The sequence below is a fragment of the Ruminococcus flavefaciens MA2007 genome (assembly GCF_000621845.1).
Lineage (GTDB): Bacteria > Bacillota > Clostridia > Oscillospirales > Ruminococcaceae > Ruminococcus > Ruminococcus flavefaciens_E.
Window position 1 is genome coordinate 218,211 of the sequence record NZ_JHXF01000008.1, and the last position, 19,503, is coordinate 237,713.

14 protein-coding genes and 1 tRNA gene are annotated in these 19,503 nt (G+C 40.1%); all 15 read left to right on the forward strand.

The genetic code is table 11. The annotated features are described in order from the left end of the window. The first annotated feature begins 149 nt into the window (after nucleotides 1-149). Nucleotides 150-614 (forward strand): GNAT family N-acetyltransferase, encoded by a 465-nt coding sequence (locus tag T497_RS0105250; protein WP_028514720.1) that lies wholly within the window; start codon nucleotides 150-152, stop codon nucleotides 612-614. 59 nt (nucleotides 615-673) lie between these two features. Next, the gene (locus T497_RS15890; protein ID WP_051530536.1) at nucleotides 674-1,807 is read left to right on the forward strand and encodes a glycoside hydrolase family 10 protein; all 1,134 of its coding nucleotides are present in this window, start codon (nucleotides 674-676) and stop codon (nucleotides 1,805-1,807) included. 93 nt (nucleotides 1,808-1,900) lie between these two features. Continuing rightward, nucleotides 1,901-1,973: transfer RNA gene (locus T497_RS0105260), tRNA-Ala, on the forward strand. A 445-nt stretch (nucleotides 1,974-2,418) separates the two neighbouring features. Further along, nucleotides 2,419-4,410 carry an N-acetylmuramoyl-L-alanine amidase family protein gene (locus tag T497_RS17400; protein ID WP_051530537.1) on the forward strand — a complete coding sequence of 664 codons (1,992 nt, stop codon included), beginning with the start codon at nucleotides 2,419-2,421 and terminating at the stop codon, nucleotides 4,408-4,410. Nucleotides 4,411-5,054: 644 nt separating this feature from the next. After that, on the forward strand, nucleotides 5,055-5,681 hold the full coding sequence (locus T497_RS15900; protein ID WP_242839973.1) for a signal peptidase I: 627 nt from the start codon (nucleotides 5,055-5,057) through the stop codon (nucleotides 5,679-5,681). Between the two features lie 20 nt (nucleotides 5,682-5,701). Then, entirely contained in the window at nucleotides 5,702-7,039 is a 1,338-nt protein-coding gene (locus T497_RS0105275) for a BsaA family SipW-dependent biofilm matrix protein (RefSeq protein WP_028514721.1), read from the forward strand. Nucleotides 7,040-7,085: 46 nt separating this feature from the next. Continuing rightward, a complete protein-coding gene (locus tag T497_RS0105280) occupies nucleotides 7,086-8,000 on the forward strand; it encodes a hypothetical protein (RefSeq protein WP_028514722.1) in 915 nt (304 codons plus the stop codon). Beyond that, nucleotides 7,997-8,809 (forward strand): class B sortase, encoded by an 813-nt coding sequence (locus T497_RS15905; protein WP_051530538.1) that lies wholly within the window; start codon nucleotides 7,997-7,999, stop codon nucleotides 8,807-8,809. Before T497_RS0105280 ends, T497_RS15905 begins: the two co-directional genes overlap by 4 nt. Nucleotides 8,810-8,967: 158 nt before the next feature. Then, nucleotides 8,968-9,447 (forward strand): signal peptidase I, encoded by a 480-nt coding sequence (locus tag T497_RS15910; RefSeq protein WP_080693304.1) that lies wholly within the window; start codon nucleotides 8,968-8,970, stop codon nucleotides 9,445-9,447. 14 nt (nucleotides 9,448-9,461) lie between these two features. Next, complete coding sequence (locus tag T497_RS0105295; protein WP_028514723.1) at nucleotides 9,462-10,265, forward strand: hypothetical protein; 804 nt, start codon at nucleotides 9,462-9,464, stop codon at nucleotides 10,263-10,265. A 19-nt stretch (nucleotides 10,266-10,284) separates the two neighbouring features. Further along, nucleotides 10,285-17,361 (forward strand): SpaA isopeptide-forming pilin-related protein, encoded by a 7,077-nt coding sequence (locus T497_RS0105300; protein ID WP_028514724.1) that lies wholly within the window; start codon nucleotides 10,285-10,287, stop codon nucleotides 17,359-17,361. Nucleotides 17,362-17,377: 16 nt separating this feature from the next. Next, nucleotides 17,378-18,055, forward strand: coding sequence for a hypothetical protein (locus T497_RS0105305; RefSeq protein ID WP_028514725.1), 678 nt, complete (start codon nucleotides 17,378-17,380; stop codon nucleotides 18,053-18,055). 198 nt (nucleotides 18,056-18,253) lie between these two features. Further along, nucleotides 18,254-18,622, forward strand: coding sequence for an IS66 family insertion sequence element accessory protein TnpA (gene tnpA / locus T497_RS0105310; protein ID WP_028514726.1), 369 nt, complete (start codon nucleotides 18,254-18,256; stop codon nucleotides 18,620-18,622). After that, nucleotides 18,616-18,774: an IS66 family insertion sequence element accessory protein TnpB gene (gene tnpB, locus T497_RS17970; protein ID WP_080693305.1), complete on the forward strand. Its 159-nt coding sequence runs from the start codon at nucleotides 18,616-18,618 to the stop codon at nucleotides 18,772-18,774. The genes tnpA and tnpB overlap by 7 nt, the downstream gene beginning before the upstream one ends. 464 nt (nucleotides 18,775-19,238) lie before the next feature. Further along, a partial coding sequence (locus T497_RS0105315) for a transposase (protein WP_028514373.1) occupies nucleotides 19,239-19,503 on the forward strand: 265 nt, incomplete at its 3' end.

Sequence of the window (19,503 nt, forward strand, 5' to 3'; positions counted from 1 at the left end):
CTCCCGAGGTATTCTTCGGGAGCTCTTTTGTAATTAGTAGGGGACGCCGCCCTCGGCGTCCCGTTAATTTAACAATTATTATGACGGGCTGATGTAGGCATCAGCCCCTACAAAAAATGAAGTCAACAGAATCGTACAGGAGAACACGAATGAATATCGAACTTAAAAGAATCGGCATGGAGGACTGCGAAAGGCTCTGGAAAATGCAGGTCGAAGCCTTTTCGGAGCTCCTTGAAAAATATCAGGACTACGATATAAGCCCTGCCAACGAGCCATTGAGCCGTATTGAGGAGCGGCTCCGCCAGCCTTTTACCTGTTATTACTTTATCATGGACGGTGAAAAAGCTGTTGGAGCTATCCGCATTGTGGATATGAAAGACGGTGGTCAGAAGCGTATCTCACCTATATTCATTATGGCTGAGTATCGCGGAAAAGGCTATGCTCAGGCAGCTATGAGAGCTGCCGAGGAGCTTCACGGCGCAGAGAACTGGGCTCTCGATACAATTTTGCAGGAAAAGGGCAACTGTCATCTCTACGAGAAAATGGGCTATCGCAGAACAGGCGAGGAGCAGGTCATCAACGAGAGAATGACTATTATCGGCTACGAAAAATAGCCTTTCGTCTATGGCATATCATGTCCGCTTGCTGAATATAATTCAGTGAGGTGAGATGTATGAAAAAAATCATAGCAGCTGCCTGTGCGGCTGCTTTTTTGTTGTCATCAGGCTGCTCTGCAATGCCGATAAACAGCGGCTCGGATATAATGAGGGAGTCCGTGCCGCCTGCCGCCGAGGAGCATAGCTATACTCCATTAAACTACACGAATCAGGTGGGAATGTGGCTGCCGTATGTGAAATTTCCAGAAATATTGCAGGGAAAAAGCGAGGAAGAGTTCCGTAAAGCAGTTGCGGAGATATTACAGGACGCCGCAGCCGAGAACGTTAATACTCTGTATTTCCATGCCCACCCAATGGGGGACGCCTATTATAGCTCGGAGATATTCCCTAAGGGCTCATACCTCGACGGAGGCTACGACTCATTACAGATAGTTCTCGATGAAGCACACAGGCTGGGAATATCAGTTCACGGGTGGATAAATCCTCTACGCCTGCAAACAGAGGAAGAGATGAACAGGCTCCCCGATGATTTTATCATAAAAAAGTGGATAAACGCAGGTGAGCCCTACGTGAAAGCTGTCAACGGGCGCTGGTACCTTGTGCCTTCCTATCCCGAGACTGTGGAGCTACTTGAAGCTGCAATCGGCGAAATACTGGACAATTATGACGTTGACGGAGTCCATATCGACGACTATTTTTATCCCACCACCGACGAGGACTTTGACAGCGCGGAGTTTGAAAAAAGCGGCGAATCAGACCTTGCCGAATGGCGAACAGATGTCGTAAGCCGCTATGTAAAGGCTATTCGTGACGCTGTGAAGTCCCATGATGAAAGGCTTCTTTTCGGCATAAGTCCACAGGGAAACATCGACAGCGATTACAACTCCCAGTACGCAGATGTGCGGCGCTGGGGCGGCGATAAGGGCTTCTGTGACTATATAGCTCCGCAGCTGTATTTCGGATTTGAGAACGAGTGCTGTCCGTTCCTGCCGACTCTTGCACAGTGGGAGGAGCTTGTCAGCGGCGGAGTTTCGCTGATCGTTGGACTCGCACCATACAAACTGGGCAGAGAGGATAAGTGGGCAGGAGCGGCAGGAGAGCTTGAATGGATAAACGATCCCGACATAATCGACAAGCAGATAGCCGCCGTGAAGAGCTCCGAAGCCGAAGGATACGCGCTGTATTACTGAAGCAGAGTTTGCGTGAAAGCGGCGCTGCTGATGTGCAAAATAATGCGATAGATATTGACTTTGTCCCGTGACTGTGATATAATAATATCATACGGGGCATTAGCGCAGTTGGGAGCGCATCACACTGGCAGTGTGGGAGTCAGGGGTTCGAATCCCCTATGCTCCATTTTATAATCGGCTAGAAATAAGCGTTTCTCAATTTGAGAAACGCTTATTTATTTAACTAAATTTGACGAGGACACTATGAGGACACTATTTGTGTGCAAAACAGACATAATATTATTGTGAGATTTGTCAATATTTCACTATTTTTCAAAAAGATAAAATAAAAACTCAATTAACTAATTATTCGTATAGATGTTTCCTTCTATATTTTTGAGGAGATTAAATGGGCTGAATTTGCTGAGTGGGTGGATTATGCTCTTGAGCTCCTAATAAAAATGCAACGAGAGTCTGCTATTCGTGGTGGACTTTTTTGTCGTTACTCTTTTGCATTTATTGTTGTTTTAGGCTTAATTACTTGACTTTCTGAATATTATAATTTATAATAAACACATATTACTAACAGCTCTAACAAGCTAATATCTTTATATTAAAGACAGGAGATTATTATGAAACAAAGCAAAATAATAAGTGCGGTATTGTCATTAACTATAATCGCAGCAAATGCAGGGTTAATCCCGAGTGATACAGCAATTACTGATAGTAACCAATTGACAGCATATGCCTACAGTGAAAATGTTCCCGGAAAATGGATATATGACAAAGGAACTGATAGATGGTGGTATCAGCATGCTGATGGTTCTTATACCCAAAATGACTGGGAAAAAAATGGGAATTTGTGGTATCACTTCGATGAAAGTGGTTGGATGCAGACGGGATGGCTAAAAGACGAAGGTAACTGGTATTATCTTAATAAAAAAGTTAATGGTGTAATAGTAGATAGAAATAGAGTAGTTGGTGCTATGCTGACTGGTTGGCAAAAGATCGATGGTACATATTACTTTTTTAATACAAATGGTGCTATGCATACTGGGTGGAAGCTGGACAACGGAAAGTGGTACTATTTAGATCCCAATGGTGCTATGCACACCGGCTGGAAGCAGGACAAAGGCAAATGGTATTATTTAGAACCAAATGGTGCAATGGTAACTGGTTGGAAGGCTATTGATGGTAAACAGTATTATTTTTATGAAAACGGTGATTTGTCAAACAGCAAATTTTCTAATGGAGCTGACAATTGGTCATTCAATAATTCGCGTTATAATTTTGGAGATACTTATTATATCAATGATAAGTATTGGAAAAAACTAATGGACGGCTTAAATAACACCGAAAAAGTACGTATTAATTATAATGTCAAGAACCAACCTTTTGGTGGCTCGTGTTTTGGTATGGCAATTACCTCAATACTTGCGAATAATCGAATTTTAAATCCATATAATTGGTATAATAATGCAAATACTCTATTTAAAATTCCGGGGCCTCCTTCTGATGAAGTAAAATCGCTTATCAATTACTATTTCTCTCTGCAATTTACAGATGTTGTTCGGCAGAAAGACTTGGATTTCATTTATAAATCCGAAAAAGAAAAACTTGAACATTTGGTTTCATGCTTGAAAGATGGTTCTCCGACACTTTTATGCTTTGGTGGCCATTTTTTCGGAGGGAACAAAATTTCTGCACATGCTGTTGTTGCATATGATGTTGAATATGGAGAATATAAATGTAATGTAGATGGTGAGATAAAGAAATATAATGGCAGAATAATGGTTTATGATAATAATAGAATTGATTATGATGCTGATTATTGTTTGTATTTTAATTCATCTGATGGTTCATGGACGATTCCATATTATCAGTTAAGTACAGATAATGATAGCTATTTAGGATTAATAACTGATGACCTGGATATTATAAATCATCATGGATATATTAATGGCTCAGATAAGTATATGTATGATAATTACATCGCTACACTTCAATCTTCACCTATAATGGGCGAATATAAACTGACTAAGGTCAATCATAATACCAGAATGTATGCATATGCTTCAACAGAAGATGATGATATAAAGCAGGTTGCGTCTTTCACAGATGATTATTTTGAAAACAACTCTCTTATGTTTGCTTTAAATGATTCGGCTGCAAGCTACGTTTTAAATCTGAAAAAACCTGAACAGATAGATCTTTCACTATCATATGAGAATAGCATGCTCAATGTAAATGCTTCTTCAGGTTCAGCAGTTAACTTTTTCCCATCGGATTGTGTTACTGTTAGTGGAAAGAATACTGATTATGAGCTTGGTATTGTTCTTAATGATGGATACAAAGTAACAGACTGGTATAGTTTTTCAGTTAAAGGTAGCGGTGTAACTGATGCAACCTTAAATAAAGAAGAAAACGGATATATACTTGAAGCTACAAATTTAAAAAATGTCACAGCTAGTGCATATAATGATGATGTTACAGTTAACGTAACTTTTTCAACTGATTATTCTAAAGTATTCTTGTTTGAAAAAGATGAAAACACTATTGGAATCGCAGTTGATACCGATAATAACGGTTCATTTGAGACTGAATTAATGGTTGATTCGTTATAATATGAAAGAGTAAGCACGGAAGGCAAAAAATCTTTCAAAATGGAATTTAATCCCAAAATGTTAAGGAATCATTTATTATAATAAAAACAAGGCGATAAGTCAAATTGGCATGATGCCAGTTTCTAATATAATCTACTACGCACGTTTTCGCTTAGCAGATTCATAGTATATCCAATCCCACGAAAATCGTTGGTTCTATTTCAGCCGTCGCAGCCATATTCAGTTGTAACATTTAAGATAATGCTCATTTGACATTAGTGAAAAGCCTTCCTATTTATATGGGAAGGCTTTTCTTTTGCATGGTGAAGAAGGAATGGAAATATCTTATCATCGTCAGACAGAATCATAGCAGGGGTCTGTTTGGCGGGAACAAGTCCTATGACGATGGGTACAACCTCACTCAAATATTACTATATGTACAATTAGTATGAGTGAATCTTCGGCGTCAATATTCTTTTTTGTATTAAGCGGCAATTATTATAGTGTATAATTGTATAGATTCGACAATTTTTTCAAAAAAGATTATTAAAGGAAATAAATTCTATTTACATGCAGTTTATTCTGTGATATAATTTCTATATATAGCAAAATATGTACTAAATTGCAATATAATATTTGAAAAAAGGATGGGAGGAATGCCATAAGTGAGTACGACTGCAAAAGAAGAAGCAAGTGTTGATATAAGCAAAGGAACTCGCGTTTTTTTGGCAATCCGCAAGGTCTTTATATACTGTTTATCCTTTTTTATTATAATTATCGCAGTTTTTTTTGCGGCAAGCAAGAGTCCGAATAAGTCGTTGTTTGGTTTTAGGTATTATGTTGTGCTTACTGACTCAATGGTTCCCGAATTTTCAAGCGGAGATATGGTCTTTGTAAAAATCTCAGATGCAAAGAACATAAATACGGGTGATGTCATCACTTTTAACCCGTCGAGCGGAGGCGAAGCATACCTGACACACCGAGTTACAGAAAAATTTACCGACTATCAGGGCACTGGTGTTACTTGTTTCAGAACAAAGGGTGACGCTAACAACACCGAAGACTCATTCCTTATTGATGAGAGCCGAGTTATCGGAAAGGTGCAGTTCCACGTTCCGAAATTGGGAGTAATAGTAAGATTTGTGCAGTTAAGGTGGTATTTTATCGTACCATTGATCGTGTTGATACTCATATTTTTCAAGATGATGAAGTATTACTTTGATCTGAAATCAAAAAATGAAAATATTCATGCCGACGATTACGTCAAGGCAGATTCAAAAAATAATGTTTAAATAACAGGAGGATATAAGTTATGAAAAATGATGTTTCCAAGAAGAAAAAGACTTCCAGAGAAAAACGTGTTTTAATTGCATCACTTTGTATTGCAGCTGCTGTTATGGCAGGCAGTACCTTTGCATGGTTCACCAGCAAGGATGAGGTAACTAACCGTCTGAGTGCTAATGCAAGCTACAATGTTAGCGTGACCGAAGACTTTACTCCCCCAGAGGATTGGGTACCCGGTCAGACAATAAAGAAGGAAGCAGCCGCTATCAATACCGGTAATGTTGACGCTTTCGTTCGTATGTGGCTCACCGGTGATATGAAGCTCGTTAAAGGCGACGCCGGTGTTGTTTATACAACATTCGCTACAACAACTTTGAGCAATGTAACAGAAGCACCTTATACCACATTGAAGCTTACCAAGAAAGATGCTTCTGACAATTACTACAGAGTTTTGGATGACGATGAGAGAAAGGCTCTCCAGTCAGGCGAGCTTGCTTATGCCGGCGCTGCATACAACTATACGACAAATCAGTCCGAAAGCGGAACGGATTACGGCGACAAGACAGCGTATACAACTGGTCAGGGAGCAGTAAAGCTTGTTGACAGCGATACCTTCACGCCCAGTGCTGCCGGTCTGTTCATTTTCAGAAGAAACTATGACCTTGTTGCTGGAACAGGTAATGTTGACCCTGCTACAGCTCAGTTCAGCGGCTATTACTACGACGGAACAAATTACTATGCACTCAAGACAGCCAACGACAGCACTGTTAGCGGCGGTGTAGCAAACAAGGGCAAGAATGTTTATATTTCCGAGCTTGCCGGAAAGTCCGGAGCTGCCTTCGATACAGCACTTGCAACTGTTAAGGTATACACTGCAAAAGAAAACACATTAGCTAATGATGAGCTCACATGGACATATAATGTGCCCACAACAACTGCCCCATCGCCTTTCGGCACTACCAATCCCTATTTTGCTGTTTCACAGACAGGCGGAAGCGATACTCTGAAGATCAATATAGAGCTTGATAATATCGGCGATGATACAGCTGATAAATGGCAGAAAATAGGTACCGGTACAACATTCTACTACACAGATGATGTAGAATCGGGTGAAAAAACAAAAATCCTCGTTAAGAACGTTCAGCTTGACAGCGGCACTACTCAGGAGGATTTCCTCGCATTTGACTTTGATCTCAACGTTAACCTTGAATCTATTCAGGTCACAAAGGACAATGCTGGAAATGAGACTGCTGATTCTGTTAAGAGCGGTTGGGCTGCAACAACTGAAAGCGCTGCAATCGGAGCAAGCGGATCTGCAACTGCTGCTGCTGACCTTGCAAAGGTTACATGGACAGCAACCACATGATGCCCATGGCATAATACATAAAATCTACAGGAAAGGAGACAGCACAATGCGTGCGAAGAAATTATTGACCGCTTTGTCAAGCTGTCTCCTTCTCCTTTCATCTTTAAGTTATCATATGACAGCTTTTGCGGAGGTTGTTTTACCCGAAGGAGCGGTAAAGGGACTTCCGGAGAGGCTGGCAGCTCTCGATTCAGAGGGCAGACCCGTCAACTCCGCTACAGGAGAATATTTCTTCCATGTGGAAAATATGCAGTACGGCGTGACCTATTCAAAAGAGGTCCAGCTTATGAATCTCCGTGATGACGAGGCATACAACATATACTTCTATGTTGAGCCGCTGTTCAAAAACGGTGAGATTGACCTTGAAAAAGGCTGTCAATGTACATTCTACCTCGACGGCAACGAATTCTACAAGGGCGATGTAAACGGCAAAGGAAATATCGACCTCAGTCAGACGTACTACGACACAGGCAGATATAACCCAGGAGACAGCCATGTGCTCCGTGCGGAAGTTATATGGAATGACCTTGATGTTATTCAGAATGTGGATAACGGACATAAACTTGTTGATGTCGACGGCACACACGTTCTTACAGGTCCGAACGGATCGGGGTACGCAGAGGGCGAAATAGAATTCAAGTGGATTTTTTTCGCATCCGTTATGCCTATAAGCGGTTATAAAGTAACAACCTCTCCCACTTCTACAAATGTTAATTCAGGAAATGTTACTACTTCAAAAACAGCAGTTTCCACAACAGCTGATGGTATCTCCATTTCAACAGAAGAAAGTTCGCAGACTGTAACAACTACATCATCAAGAAGCATTTTCAAAACTCCGCTCACAGGATATCTTGCAAAGGACGGCAAGATATGGCTGGTATTAATTGGCATAATATCTGCAATGATAGCATTTCTGCTTGTGCTTATACACAAAGACAGAAAAAAACGTGAAAAGAAATGAAAATCCGTATTTTGTATACGCTGACTGCAGTTCTTGTTTGTGCAGGTGCTTATTGCGGATGGCGTTATTATGACGATGTTATCATACCCGAAAGGCAGATATCTTCGGCAAATACCGAGCAGAATCAGCTTTTCGCCCAGATAAAGCCTGATGTTGCCGTGCCTGAAACAAGCACAGCTGCAATTACAGTTCCATCTACAGAAACAACTGCAATAACGGTTGCAAAAACGGCAAAGACTGATCCGCTTACGGATGCGGCAATGATAAACAGCAGTGTTGTGGGATGGATAACCATACCAAATACACATATAGATTTTCCTATAGCTCAGGCTGAGGATAATAACTTCTATCTGCACAATGGATTTGACATGAAATACAACTATGAGCTTGGATGTCCTTTTCTGGACTATCGATGCGCATCTGATTTCAGCGGATTCAACTCAATAGTATATGCTCACCATATGCCGCAGCAGAGAATGTTTGCGGATATTGCGCTGTTCAAGGACAGCGCATTTATGGCGGCAAATCCCGTCGGACAGCTCACACTTCATGACGGAATGCATACAGTTTCATTTTTTGCATATCTAAATGTTCCAGATGATTCTATGATTTATCACGTATCAGATACACCGGAGCGTGAGAAATATATTGATGACCTGTTTGCATCAGCAGATTATGCAACAAAGAATAAGTATGACATTAAAGAAAACGACAGACTGCTTCTGCTGTCGACCTGTACCTATGAGTACGAAGACGCAAGAGGCGTACTGATTGGAATTATAGGACCTACAATTGAACAGCAGGAATGATTCCCCACGACAGCCTGCTTTTTACTGGATAATTACAGATATTTCTGTATGATATATTAAATTTGAAGAATAATGGCAAAACCGCATATTATGCGCTTTTTTCTGCATATATCCGCACTTGATTCTTATGGGGGAATTGGGTGCGTTTTGTTATAATTATGGCGAAGATCAAAAAAATATTCAATACGCTTTATGAGATAATATCAACAACGATTATCACTGTCGGTATTATCTTAGCAATAGTATATTTATGTGGTATACGGCTGTATCACGTAAAATCAGGCTCAATGGGAGAACTGCTTCCGATTGGAAGCGTGTGCTTTGTAAGCACTTACAGCAAGTATGAGAACATAAAAGCAGGCGATGTAATATCATTCCGTGTAAGCGATGATATGCTTGTAACTCATAGGGCAGAGAAAATAATGGATAATGTTATAATAACCAAAGGTGATGCAAATAATGCTGAAGATCCGGACCCTGTTACAAAAGAAAACTATATAGGCAAAACTGTATTTGCAATACCTCATATCGGCAGATTATTCGATTCTTTGCATACTTTCAAAGGAGCGTTGCTGCTTGGAATAATCGCAATACTGCTTATCATATCAGGTATATTTTATAAGAAAAATAAGGAATGAAAGGGTGAATATCTGTGGAGCGGATCATTCAGAGTCTGAATCGTTTGTTTCATGGCAATAAGCGGCAGATGCTTACTGCGACTGCACTTGTTTTTATTGTGTATGTTCTGCTTTTAGCAGGTATTTTTTCGTATTATCACAGCGAAGACGCAGTTACAAATAAGTATATAGCGAAGAATACATCAGTAAAGCTTTTAGAGCCGGAATGGGACGCTGTTGGTCAGAATAAAGCCAAAGCATCTGAACCCGGAATGTTGATACCCAAAAATCCTTATGCAAGGAATGAAGGTCATAATAATCTGTATATCCGTCTGAAAATGACAGTATCATTGGGAAGATTTGATTCAAGCGGCAGAACCCCGGAGTATGCGGCGGATTTTGATAATAATGACCGCAGACTGAATTCTATTTTGAATGCGATAAAAATGTTAAACGGTAATACAACATCGCCGCTTTTCGGTTTCGATAATCAAAGTGCTCAAATTGAAAACTGGACTTTGGATGAATGTTACAATCTTGATTATTATATGGAAAATAAAGGGAAACGTATACTGAATGACGGTACAACAGAACAGGTGTTTTATTTTTACTATGTAAATAAACCTAAGAATGGTGAAAACTACGAGATGCGAATTGTTAAACCGCAGGAAGAAACAGCAGAATTGTTTGACCAGTTGGAGATACCTGTTTTAAAAAAGGACTACCTCGGAGTATTTGATCAGAACTATATAATCAACATTGAGGCACAGGCTGTTACAGTAAATCCAGCTGAATCTTCTGCCGTTTCCGTGCAGAAAAACAACTTTACTGAAAACTGATGAAAGGGCTGAGAGCAAGATGCTAAAAAATATCACAAGAAGAATTGTGAGCTTTATTTCTGCAGCTGTTCTGGCAGCATCAAATATATCACCTGTTTTTACTATAGCAGATGAAACAACGATTTCGCAGACTACGGTATCAACAACCGAGGCAACGACTGAGATAACGTCGGTTACTGAAAGCGAGACAACAGGTATGTCTGATACAGAACTCACTTATCAGAGCATTGAACTGCATCCGAACGGCGAAGAAGCAGAACAGATCATAACACTTGACGGCATGCTACCTGAGGGCGCAGAGGCTGAGGCTGTTGATGTATCAGAAGAACATGACGGTATTGCCGCTTATGATATCACTATCACTGACGGCGAAAATGAGTATCAGCCAGGTGAAGAAAACCCGATACTTGTTGAAATAAACGACCCTGTTATCACAAACATTGAAAATATTGAGTTATGGCATATCCATGATGACGGCACAAGAGAGCAGATAACTGAAATAGCTGTTGAAGAAGGCAAAATAAGCTTTTTTGCTACGGGATTTTCGGTTTATGAGATAACTGAGAATAATTCGGATTTGGCGAATTTATCCCCAATAGACGGTTCTACAGATTATCAGGAAGTGACATCAATATCACAACTTGATGGCAACTGTTATTATATTGTAAATAATGAGAGCAATAGTTCAAATTCATATTTCTTAAAAAATACACTTACTAATAATGCCGGAGGAAATATAAAAACCGATACCAATATAAGCAATGCAACACAGTTTTATTTCAGAAAAAAAGATGGAACAGATAATATTTTTTCAATTTATTATTTGAATGCTTCAAGTGAACCAGTTTATCTTTGTGCAAAAAATGAACAAAATGGATTGTTTTACTTTTACAGTTCAATTCCAGAAAATTACTACAATGAATTTAGAATTAAGAAATCTGATTGGGATAATAATTTTTATGTTAGTTCAGCAACAGCATCTCCAACTGACGATAAGCAGAATTATTGGCAGATTTCAGGCAACAATGTAAAAAAAACAAGAACATTTGTTAACGGTGATTATAATAGTAATTACGGTAGCAACGGGTACTATATGACACATACAAAAGATCAGGATAAAACTTATTTGTTCAAATTTAAATATGAAACAACTGGCACAGTTCCTGACGACCCCTACAAGCTTGACTTTACAAGAAATGAAATAGCCACATATGGCTTAATGTCATACACTGACGGAAACTCCATCGGCTATGGCATTGCATCAGATGAGGAAAACATTTTTGCAAAGATGTACGGCGTTGATACCCGTGATGAGGGTAGTTCAAGTTCAAGAAAAACTCTCTACATTACGGATAATGTGGATATTTCCGAATGGAAGTTTGAATGGACAGAATCTGACAAGTATAAGCTGATAGACTCTGCAACGAACAAATATCTCAAATCTGACGGCAGTTCACTTTCTATGACAGATGACTCAAATGAGGCAACAGCCTTTAAGGTTAACCCTGTTACCCCTAAGGTCAATACGGATAAAAGAAAGCGTATCAAGCTATTGGATACGGCGAACAATAAATATGTAAGCTTTAAGAATAACACCTTTACCCTTGATAATACAGGTACTGACTTATGGTTCGTAAAGAAAACAATACTTAACGCAGATCAGAGAATAACCTACACAGCAGACAGAATCAGCGTATCTGACGGAGAAAGAGCCTGCGATGGGCAGGAAGTCATTATTTATACACGTATCTGGAATGAGACTGACGAACGCTATGATTTTTACGCAATCAACTATGACGGTTCTTTAAAGCGCTGCTATGCATACGGAGATAAATTAATGTGGATGGGTGATTCCGTCAACACTCTTCTCTGGAAACTGAGCGTATACACTGAGAACGGAAAGGAAAACGGCTACTATGACTTACAGAATCAATATTCGGGACGTTACCTGAATCCGCAGTTTGACGGCAGTGTTACATCAATATCGAAACCCGGTTTGCTTCTGCCCGGGCGTACATATGAGGTGACAGGTTCAGGTGCTGTTAATTACGGCGAATACTTTTCGACCATACTTTCCTGGGATTTTGATAACTATGGCTATGCTGCGGTTTGCAATAAAAATACAACTCAAATTGAAGCAAAAGACATGGCGTATGCACACGACTACTATTTTGCCGTTATAAATAAAACTCAGGATGATACTTCGGATGAACTGCATACCGTTGCAACGGTCGATAATTATGACTATGGCATAAAAATGAAAATGATAAATTTTAACAAAAGCAGCCGTAATGAACAGAATAATGTTTTAGGCGATAGTTCACAATGGGATGCTAGTAACCCACAGCGTATTGTAAAGGATATTCTATCTTCTGACCTGAAAAGCGATGGATATCCTAAAACAAAGTTAGATAAATCATTGTCACAATTGTTTAAGCCTGATAAATTGGAAAACGCAAATCATCTTTTTATACAAAGTATCCATGATGCCAGCGGTTATTTTGAGTTTGACAGCTGTCAGAACTTTGCGACGCTCTTTGGAGGAGAGGACAATCAGAGGAAACCATATACACGTACCTATAAAGATGAAGATGGTGTTGAACATACTGAAACAGGATATGATTTTACCGTTTACAGAGAATTGGGAACTCATGATTCACAATCTAAGCCTTCCTTAAAACACGGACAGTTCTATCCGTACAATGATATTGATGCGGATATTTATGCAAGTACAAACGGTATAAATGAGTATAATGCCCTTCAGAACAGTCTTTCTGATGATGAACCGCGAAAATATGAAAAACTTCATCTTATAAATAATCCTGATTATCATTTCGGTATGGAACTTGAAGCAAAGTTTATACAGACACCAAGCGGTCTTGATGCATGGGGCCATGATGTTATCTTCGAATTTACAGGTGATGATGACTTCTGGCTTTATGTTGACGGCGAACTTGTACTTGACCTTGGTGGTATTCACTCTGCGGTCGGCGGAAAGGTAAACTTTAAAACCGGAAAGGTCGAAATAAACGGATCTCAAATAGGCACATTAAAATCAGTATTTGAATCAAACTATAAAAATAGATATAAGGCAGAACATAATACAGAACCGTCACAGAATGAAGTTAATGCCTATCTCAGTCAGTTCTTTGCCGAAGATAAAAATAATCCCGGGGAGTTTGAAGAAATTTTCAAGGACTACACCGAGCATCACATGAAAATATTCTACATGGAGCGCGGTGAAGGTGCATCAAACCTCCATATGCGTTTCAATATTTCGTCTGTTACACCTGGTAATGTACAGTTTGAAAAGAAGTTTACCAGCACGGAGGACGGCGATCTTGATCAGACAGACCTCAATGGTGTACAGTTCCCGATACAGATTATGTATCAGAAAAATGATGAAGATGATCAGGACTGGTATTACCTTACAGATAAGTCCGAGGAGAATACGCCGAGTGTTTCGTATCAGAATTCAACGCAAAGCGTGAAATACGCAGCAGAGTATAAACCTCCTAACGTGAATAAAACATACGAAAATGTATTCTTTGTAGTCCCCAGAAAACCTATTGAAATCAGCTTCCCCGATGACGCTATGCATTACAAGATCGTTGAGTGTGCAGTAAACCGTGACATATACAATGTTTCATCCGATTCGGAAATTACTGATGATGAAGGTAATTCGCATACAGTAGATTTTACGGAAAAAGACGTTATTGCTTCGGGAAATATCAAGGATCTTATTATGGAAGCCGCTGAGGTTGGTGCACTACCTGCAATCACACTGAAAAATGAGATCACGCCGAATAGCATACAGGCGCTGAATATCACCAAGAAGCTTTATTCAAGCAAGGTTAAAGTTAAGAATAATGAACTGCATTTCAGCAATCCCGCTGACGAGACCAAAGAGGATAAAACTACATTCAATTATCGTCTTTACCTTTCTAACGGAACAGGTTCGGAGCTTCAGCTTGCATCGCTGAGAGCGTATAATGTGCTTGACCCCGAATATAAAGTATGCAAATGGAATGCAGCAAAGCAGCAGTTTGAGCGTTATACTTCCACTGATTACCCTAACGGCATCACCGCTTATCAGATTTCTTCACTGGATGAAGAGACCAGAGTAAAACTTACCTCACACACATCGCCTTATGGTTCTATTTCTAACATTCCGGCAGGTTACACTGTTCATGTTCCGGGTCTGCTTGTCGGAACAAAGTTTATGGTAATAGAACGTGATTATGAGATACCTGTCGGATATAAGCTCCTCGACTATTACTGTGAAAGAGGTTATGCGATCAATGACGAAGGCGGCATTTTCAAACTGTCTGTAAATCTTGAATGGAATGATGCGGAAAATCCAAACGAACAGCAGTTGGTTGCCCTTTATAAATCTGATAATCTGGTTTACGGATATGTTAATGAGTGCAGCGAGACAGAAGACCCCAACACAACAACATTTGCGTTCAACTACAAGGAGTCAAAAACAGCTCTCTCCAATGCGGATCAGTATGAGGCTTATGAAGTAACTGTTGATAAAGTTTCAAACATTTCTGCAATTGCTGATCCTGATAAAAATACTCTGACTGTAAACGGTTCTATTTGGGGAACAAATGCACATGACGGCGACAAGATAAAACTTGCGGTATATGATGAAAACGCAAAACTTATCCCAAACCAGATAATGGAGCTCGTTTATCCCGACACCAACGCAGTGTTCACTTTTGATGCTAATGCTCCTGACCTTACTAAATATCAGGTACACAAAGTCAATGTTAACAAGATCAAAAAGCTTCCGTACACTATGAACGGCTCGCTCATCAGCTCTTATGATATTGACAAAAAGTACATTGTTGACGGTGTAGAACATACTGCCGCAATAAACAGTGCCGGAACAATAAAAAAAGGCATGGACGCTTCTGTGACAGTAAATAACTGCCGTGGCTTCGGTATCCGTGCAAACAAAATATGGAGCGATGCGGACTTCACAACAGCACATGACAAGGTATATACCGCTGTTTATCTTGATGATACACTGCTGAACGACACAGTGAAGTGTCTGGAATCACCTAATACAACAGTGCAATACTTCTTTGACAGTATGCCACAGGGCAAACACCTTTCCAATTACGGAATCTATGAGGTTGAACTGACAAATCCCGTTGTCGATGAAAATGGTTATGTAAAAAGCTATGGATCGTTGCGGAAGATCAAAAAGATATCCGATAATCCGGATGATAAGAAAATTACAATTGGCGTAGCTGACAGAAAAGATTCCTTTAAACTTCATGTGACAAAGTGGTGGCAGAATTCAGAGACAGGCAGTGTAACAGTCGGTATATTTGACAGTGAAGAAGCAACAAATCCTATTATACAACGCACTATGTCCTCTCCGGATGCAGATTCAGATTCTCGCCATTCTGAAACAATATTTGATTTTAATACTCCGGAAGATACTGTAAAGGCGGCAAGCAAGTATGTTGCATATGAAATCACAGAAGATAATGGCTCAATAATTAAGGGCACACGTCTCGATGTCAGCATTGAACCTAATCTGCTGCCGCAGGAGTACACTGTGTCATATACCGACGGTGTTATGTATACAACAAACGATAATGTCAGTGAGGAAAATGCACGTATTGATACTATCAGAAATGCCAGAAAGGGCGGTATCGAGATAAATCTGCATGAATGGAACAATACCACTGCCCCTGATTGTCCGCTTGCGGGTGGCTCATTCCAACTTTATAAAGAGGTTACGAGTGCGGAGGCGCATGATAAGACGAGCTTGAAGGTCGGAGACAAATATTATAAGCTTATGAATACTTATGTATCCGATACGACAGGCAATATTACCGTACTGTACAATTTTGAAGCAGGAAACTATCTGATCAAACAGACAGTTGCACCGCTGCAGCATATAGGTATTACCGGACCGATCACTTTCAGCATCACAGAAGATAGTTCGGGAATATACAGACTTGATAATTGGGATAATCCAAATGACACTGATAATGACAGTATTCATCCTGATGAAGATGCCACGGAGAAAAGAGACTGGGCTGAATATGATGTTGAACCGAAAAGCGGTGTCCTTACAGCAATAATAGACATTTATAACAAGACTTATACGTTTGACATCAAAAAGGTAAAGAGCGGTACTGATATACCGCTTCCGGGAGCTCGGTTCAATCTTTACAGAGAGGTTATGACTGTCAGCGGCTATGAAAAGGAATCCACTCCCCTGCCCGGTTATTCAAACCTTATTTCTGCGGTCGGAACGGGTATCATTCCAAAGATCGACAATACACTTGCACAAGGTACATATTACCTTGAAGAAGTTGAGGCACCGCAGGGCTATGAAATTAACGAAAGCAGCAGAACTATCAGGTTTTCTATCACAGAGAATGGAATAGAAATTGAAAACGCCGGAGCTTATGGAGAATTAAAAACAGTAGATTCACTTGACGGCTCTCATGTAACATATGTTATCAGCGTTCCTAATCAGCGTTCAAGTACAGCACCTCCTCAGGAAGAGTATTATTTCGACATTGAAAAAACGATTTTCATGGATAAGTATATGCATGAAAACGGCGATGCAGAGCAAATGTTCCTTTTCAAGATCGAAAGATTTGCTTTAAATACTGATATCGATGATCCTGCGGCATCAGTTCTGGAAACATTCTATGTAACGCTTAACTGTACTGATTATGTGAATGAAAATTTCACCATCGCTAATTCATCTGATGACAAATTCAGTTATGATTCCGCAAGTCATAAGGTAACCGTTGGAGGCGCTTATACATTCCCCGCAGATATCCGAACAGGAAAGCAGCACATCTGTACAAAGCAAAAAGGTATTTACAAGATAACCGAGGTAACTGACTGGTCGAAAACCGATTATGAGTTTTGGAAAGGTTCAAACAAAATAAAAGGAAGTACGGGTAATGCAAGAACGGACGGTGCTGTTGTTCTGACGGTTGATGGTACTAACAATATTCCAATTGCCTGCTTTGCAAACAGCGAAACCGAATACGCTTATCTGTCATCACAATCATGGGCAAAGAACAGTATAACCAAGAACAGTACATCCTGATAAAAGGGGGAACAATATGAAATCAAAGAAAAAAACTATCGCAGCTGCGGCTGCTGTATCTGTCATATTGTTTCTGACTCCGTTAGTTGTTTTTGCACTCATGCTGAAAAGTGCAGAGAGGAGCAATCAATTCCACCCTGCAAAACAGGATATTGCGATTGCCGAAAATCAAAGCAAGCCTGCTGAAACTCAAAAGAATGAAATAGAATGGTCAGAGACTACAAATGCTAAAGGAAATCATGTTACTGTAAAAGAAGTTGAAGTGGGTGAGATCAGCAACCCTAACGGAGAATACTTGAGGGTACGTCTTGTACCCTCATGGTATGATTCATCAGGATGCGTTGTTTCAGGAATTGAAGACGTTACCGATATTTGCAGTGCTGTGATCGAAGATAATAAGCTATTATTCAAAGACAGCGGCGGAGGGGACACAGTAGTCACGGTAAATCTTGCTGAAAACTGGAGCGATAAATGGAAAACAGTATCAGATAATGGAAAAGTACAGTATTTTGAGACAATACAACCGATCAAGTCGGGGGATAAAAGCGTAAAACTGGTTTCATCGGTTGAGATTTCAGACACAATATTGCAGACTGCCAATACAAACAATATTTTTCTTCGTCTGGATGTTCTTGCAGATTCCATACAATCAGTTGAAAACAATAATAGCACTACAGAAAATCCAAAATGGTAGTAAAATACAAAATAGCGGCTAAGAAAGCGAATTGCTCTCCTTAGCCGCTGTTTTTTGTATCCCTGTGCGAGTCTATCCTAAAATTTGTGTAAACCTCTGAAGTAGTGTAGTATGCGCAACCAAGCCCAGCCCTTTACACCGAAATGAAAAAGCAGTAAAATAGTTCCGAGGCGGAAATCGCTGAAAAGAGCTGAGAAAATGGCAACAATCAAAGAAGTGAAGAGAGAACTGCGTTACCGGAAGTGGGCAGAAGAAATCGCAGAATGCCAGAGCAGCGGTATGAAAATCAAAGAATGGTGCCGGATGAAAGGCATCAGCTGCAACACCTACTACAGAAGACTGCGTGTGGTGAGAACAGCCCTGATAGAACAGACAACCAATACGATCCAGCCAATCGTTCCATTGAGTTCATCTGCAGCATTACAGCGGTCGGAACCGGAAACGATACAGCCAATTCCGGTGTGTGAAAAGGTTATGATCAGAAAAAACGGTATCGAGATCGAGCTTCCGCAGGAAGTATCAGAAACAATGCTTCTGACACTGCTGAGAGGGCTTCGGGAATGCTGAAAAATCTGAGCTCCGATCATATCTACATCGTCTGCGGCCATACAGATATGCGGAAGTCCATTGACGGACTGGCAACGATCATACAACAGCAGTATCAGCTTGATCTTTTTTCAAGCAGTGCATATCATAATAATCGGCTGACTGCACATTAGCGTTTGTATAAACACCTTTCCCTGGTCTGTCATATTATTATACACGCGGAAGCTGACATCTGAAACCGACATCTCATAGCTGTTGTTTTCATTTATTGGATTTTTCACATTTATATGGAGCCAAGCACGACTCGATTTTTTACGCTTCCTGTGGCAATGTATTCTAACACTATAGTGTTCAAAGCAGTTTTCCCGTTATCAAGAATATGCAGAACGCCGTTCTCATCCATATCACAGCTTTCACGGCCATATTCCAGATTGCATTTATATTCATATTTGCCTTTGACTTTTATGTCAATCAGGTCATGAGTATCAATCGTGTCTCCAACCGCAGCATAATAACCAAGTTGTTTTAAGGTAATAACAAGAATACGTGCCTTGAAGTGTTATACTGAAAGAGCAGTCGACAAACACCCAAAAATCTGGTAGAATATAAATAACAAAACCGGAAAAGGAAAACGACTATGAAGTACAGTAAAGAATTCAAAGAAGAAGCATTAAAGCTCTCGGATGAGATTGGACTGAAAAAGGCTGCTCAGCAGTTAGGTATCCAGTATTACACACTATCAGACTGGCGTACAAAGCGAAATGCCGCTGCCAAAGCTAAAAAGTATCAGATGACCGACGATGAAGCAAAACTGCGTATTACGGAGCTTGAGCGTGAAAATGCCGAGCTTCGCAAAGCAAATGATATTCTCAAGGATGCACTCGGTTTTTTCGCAAAAGACC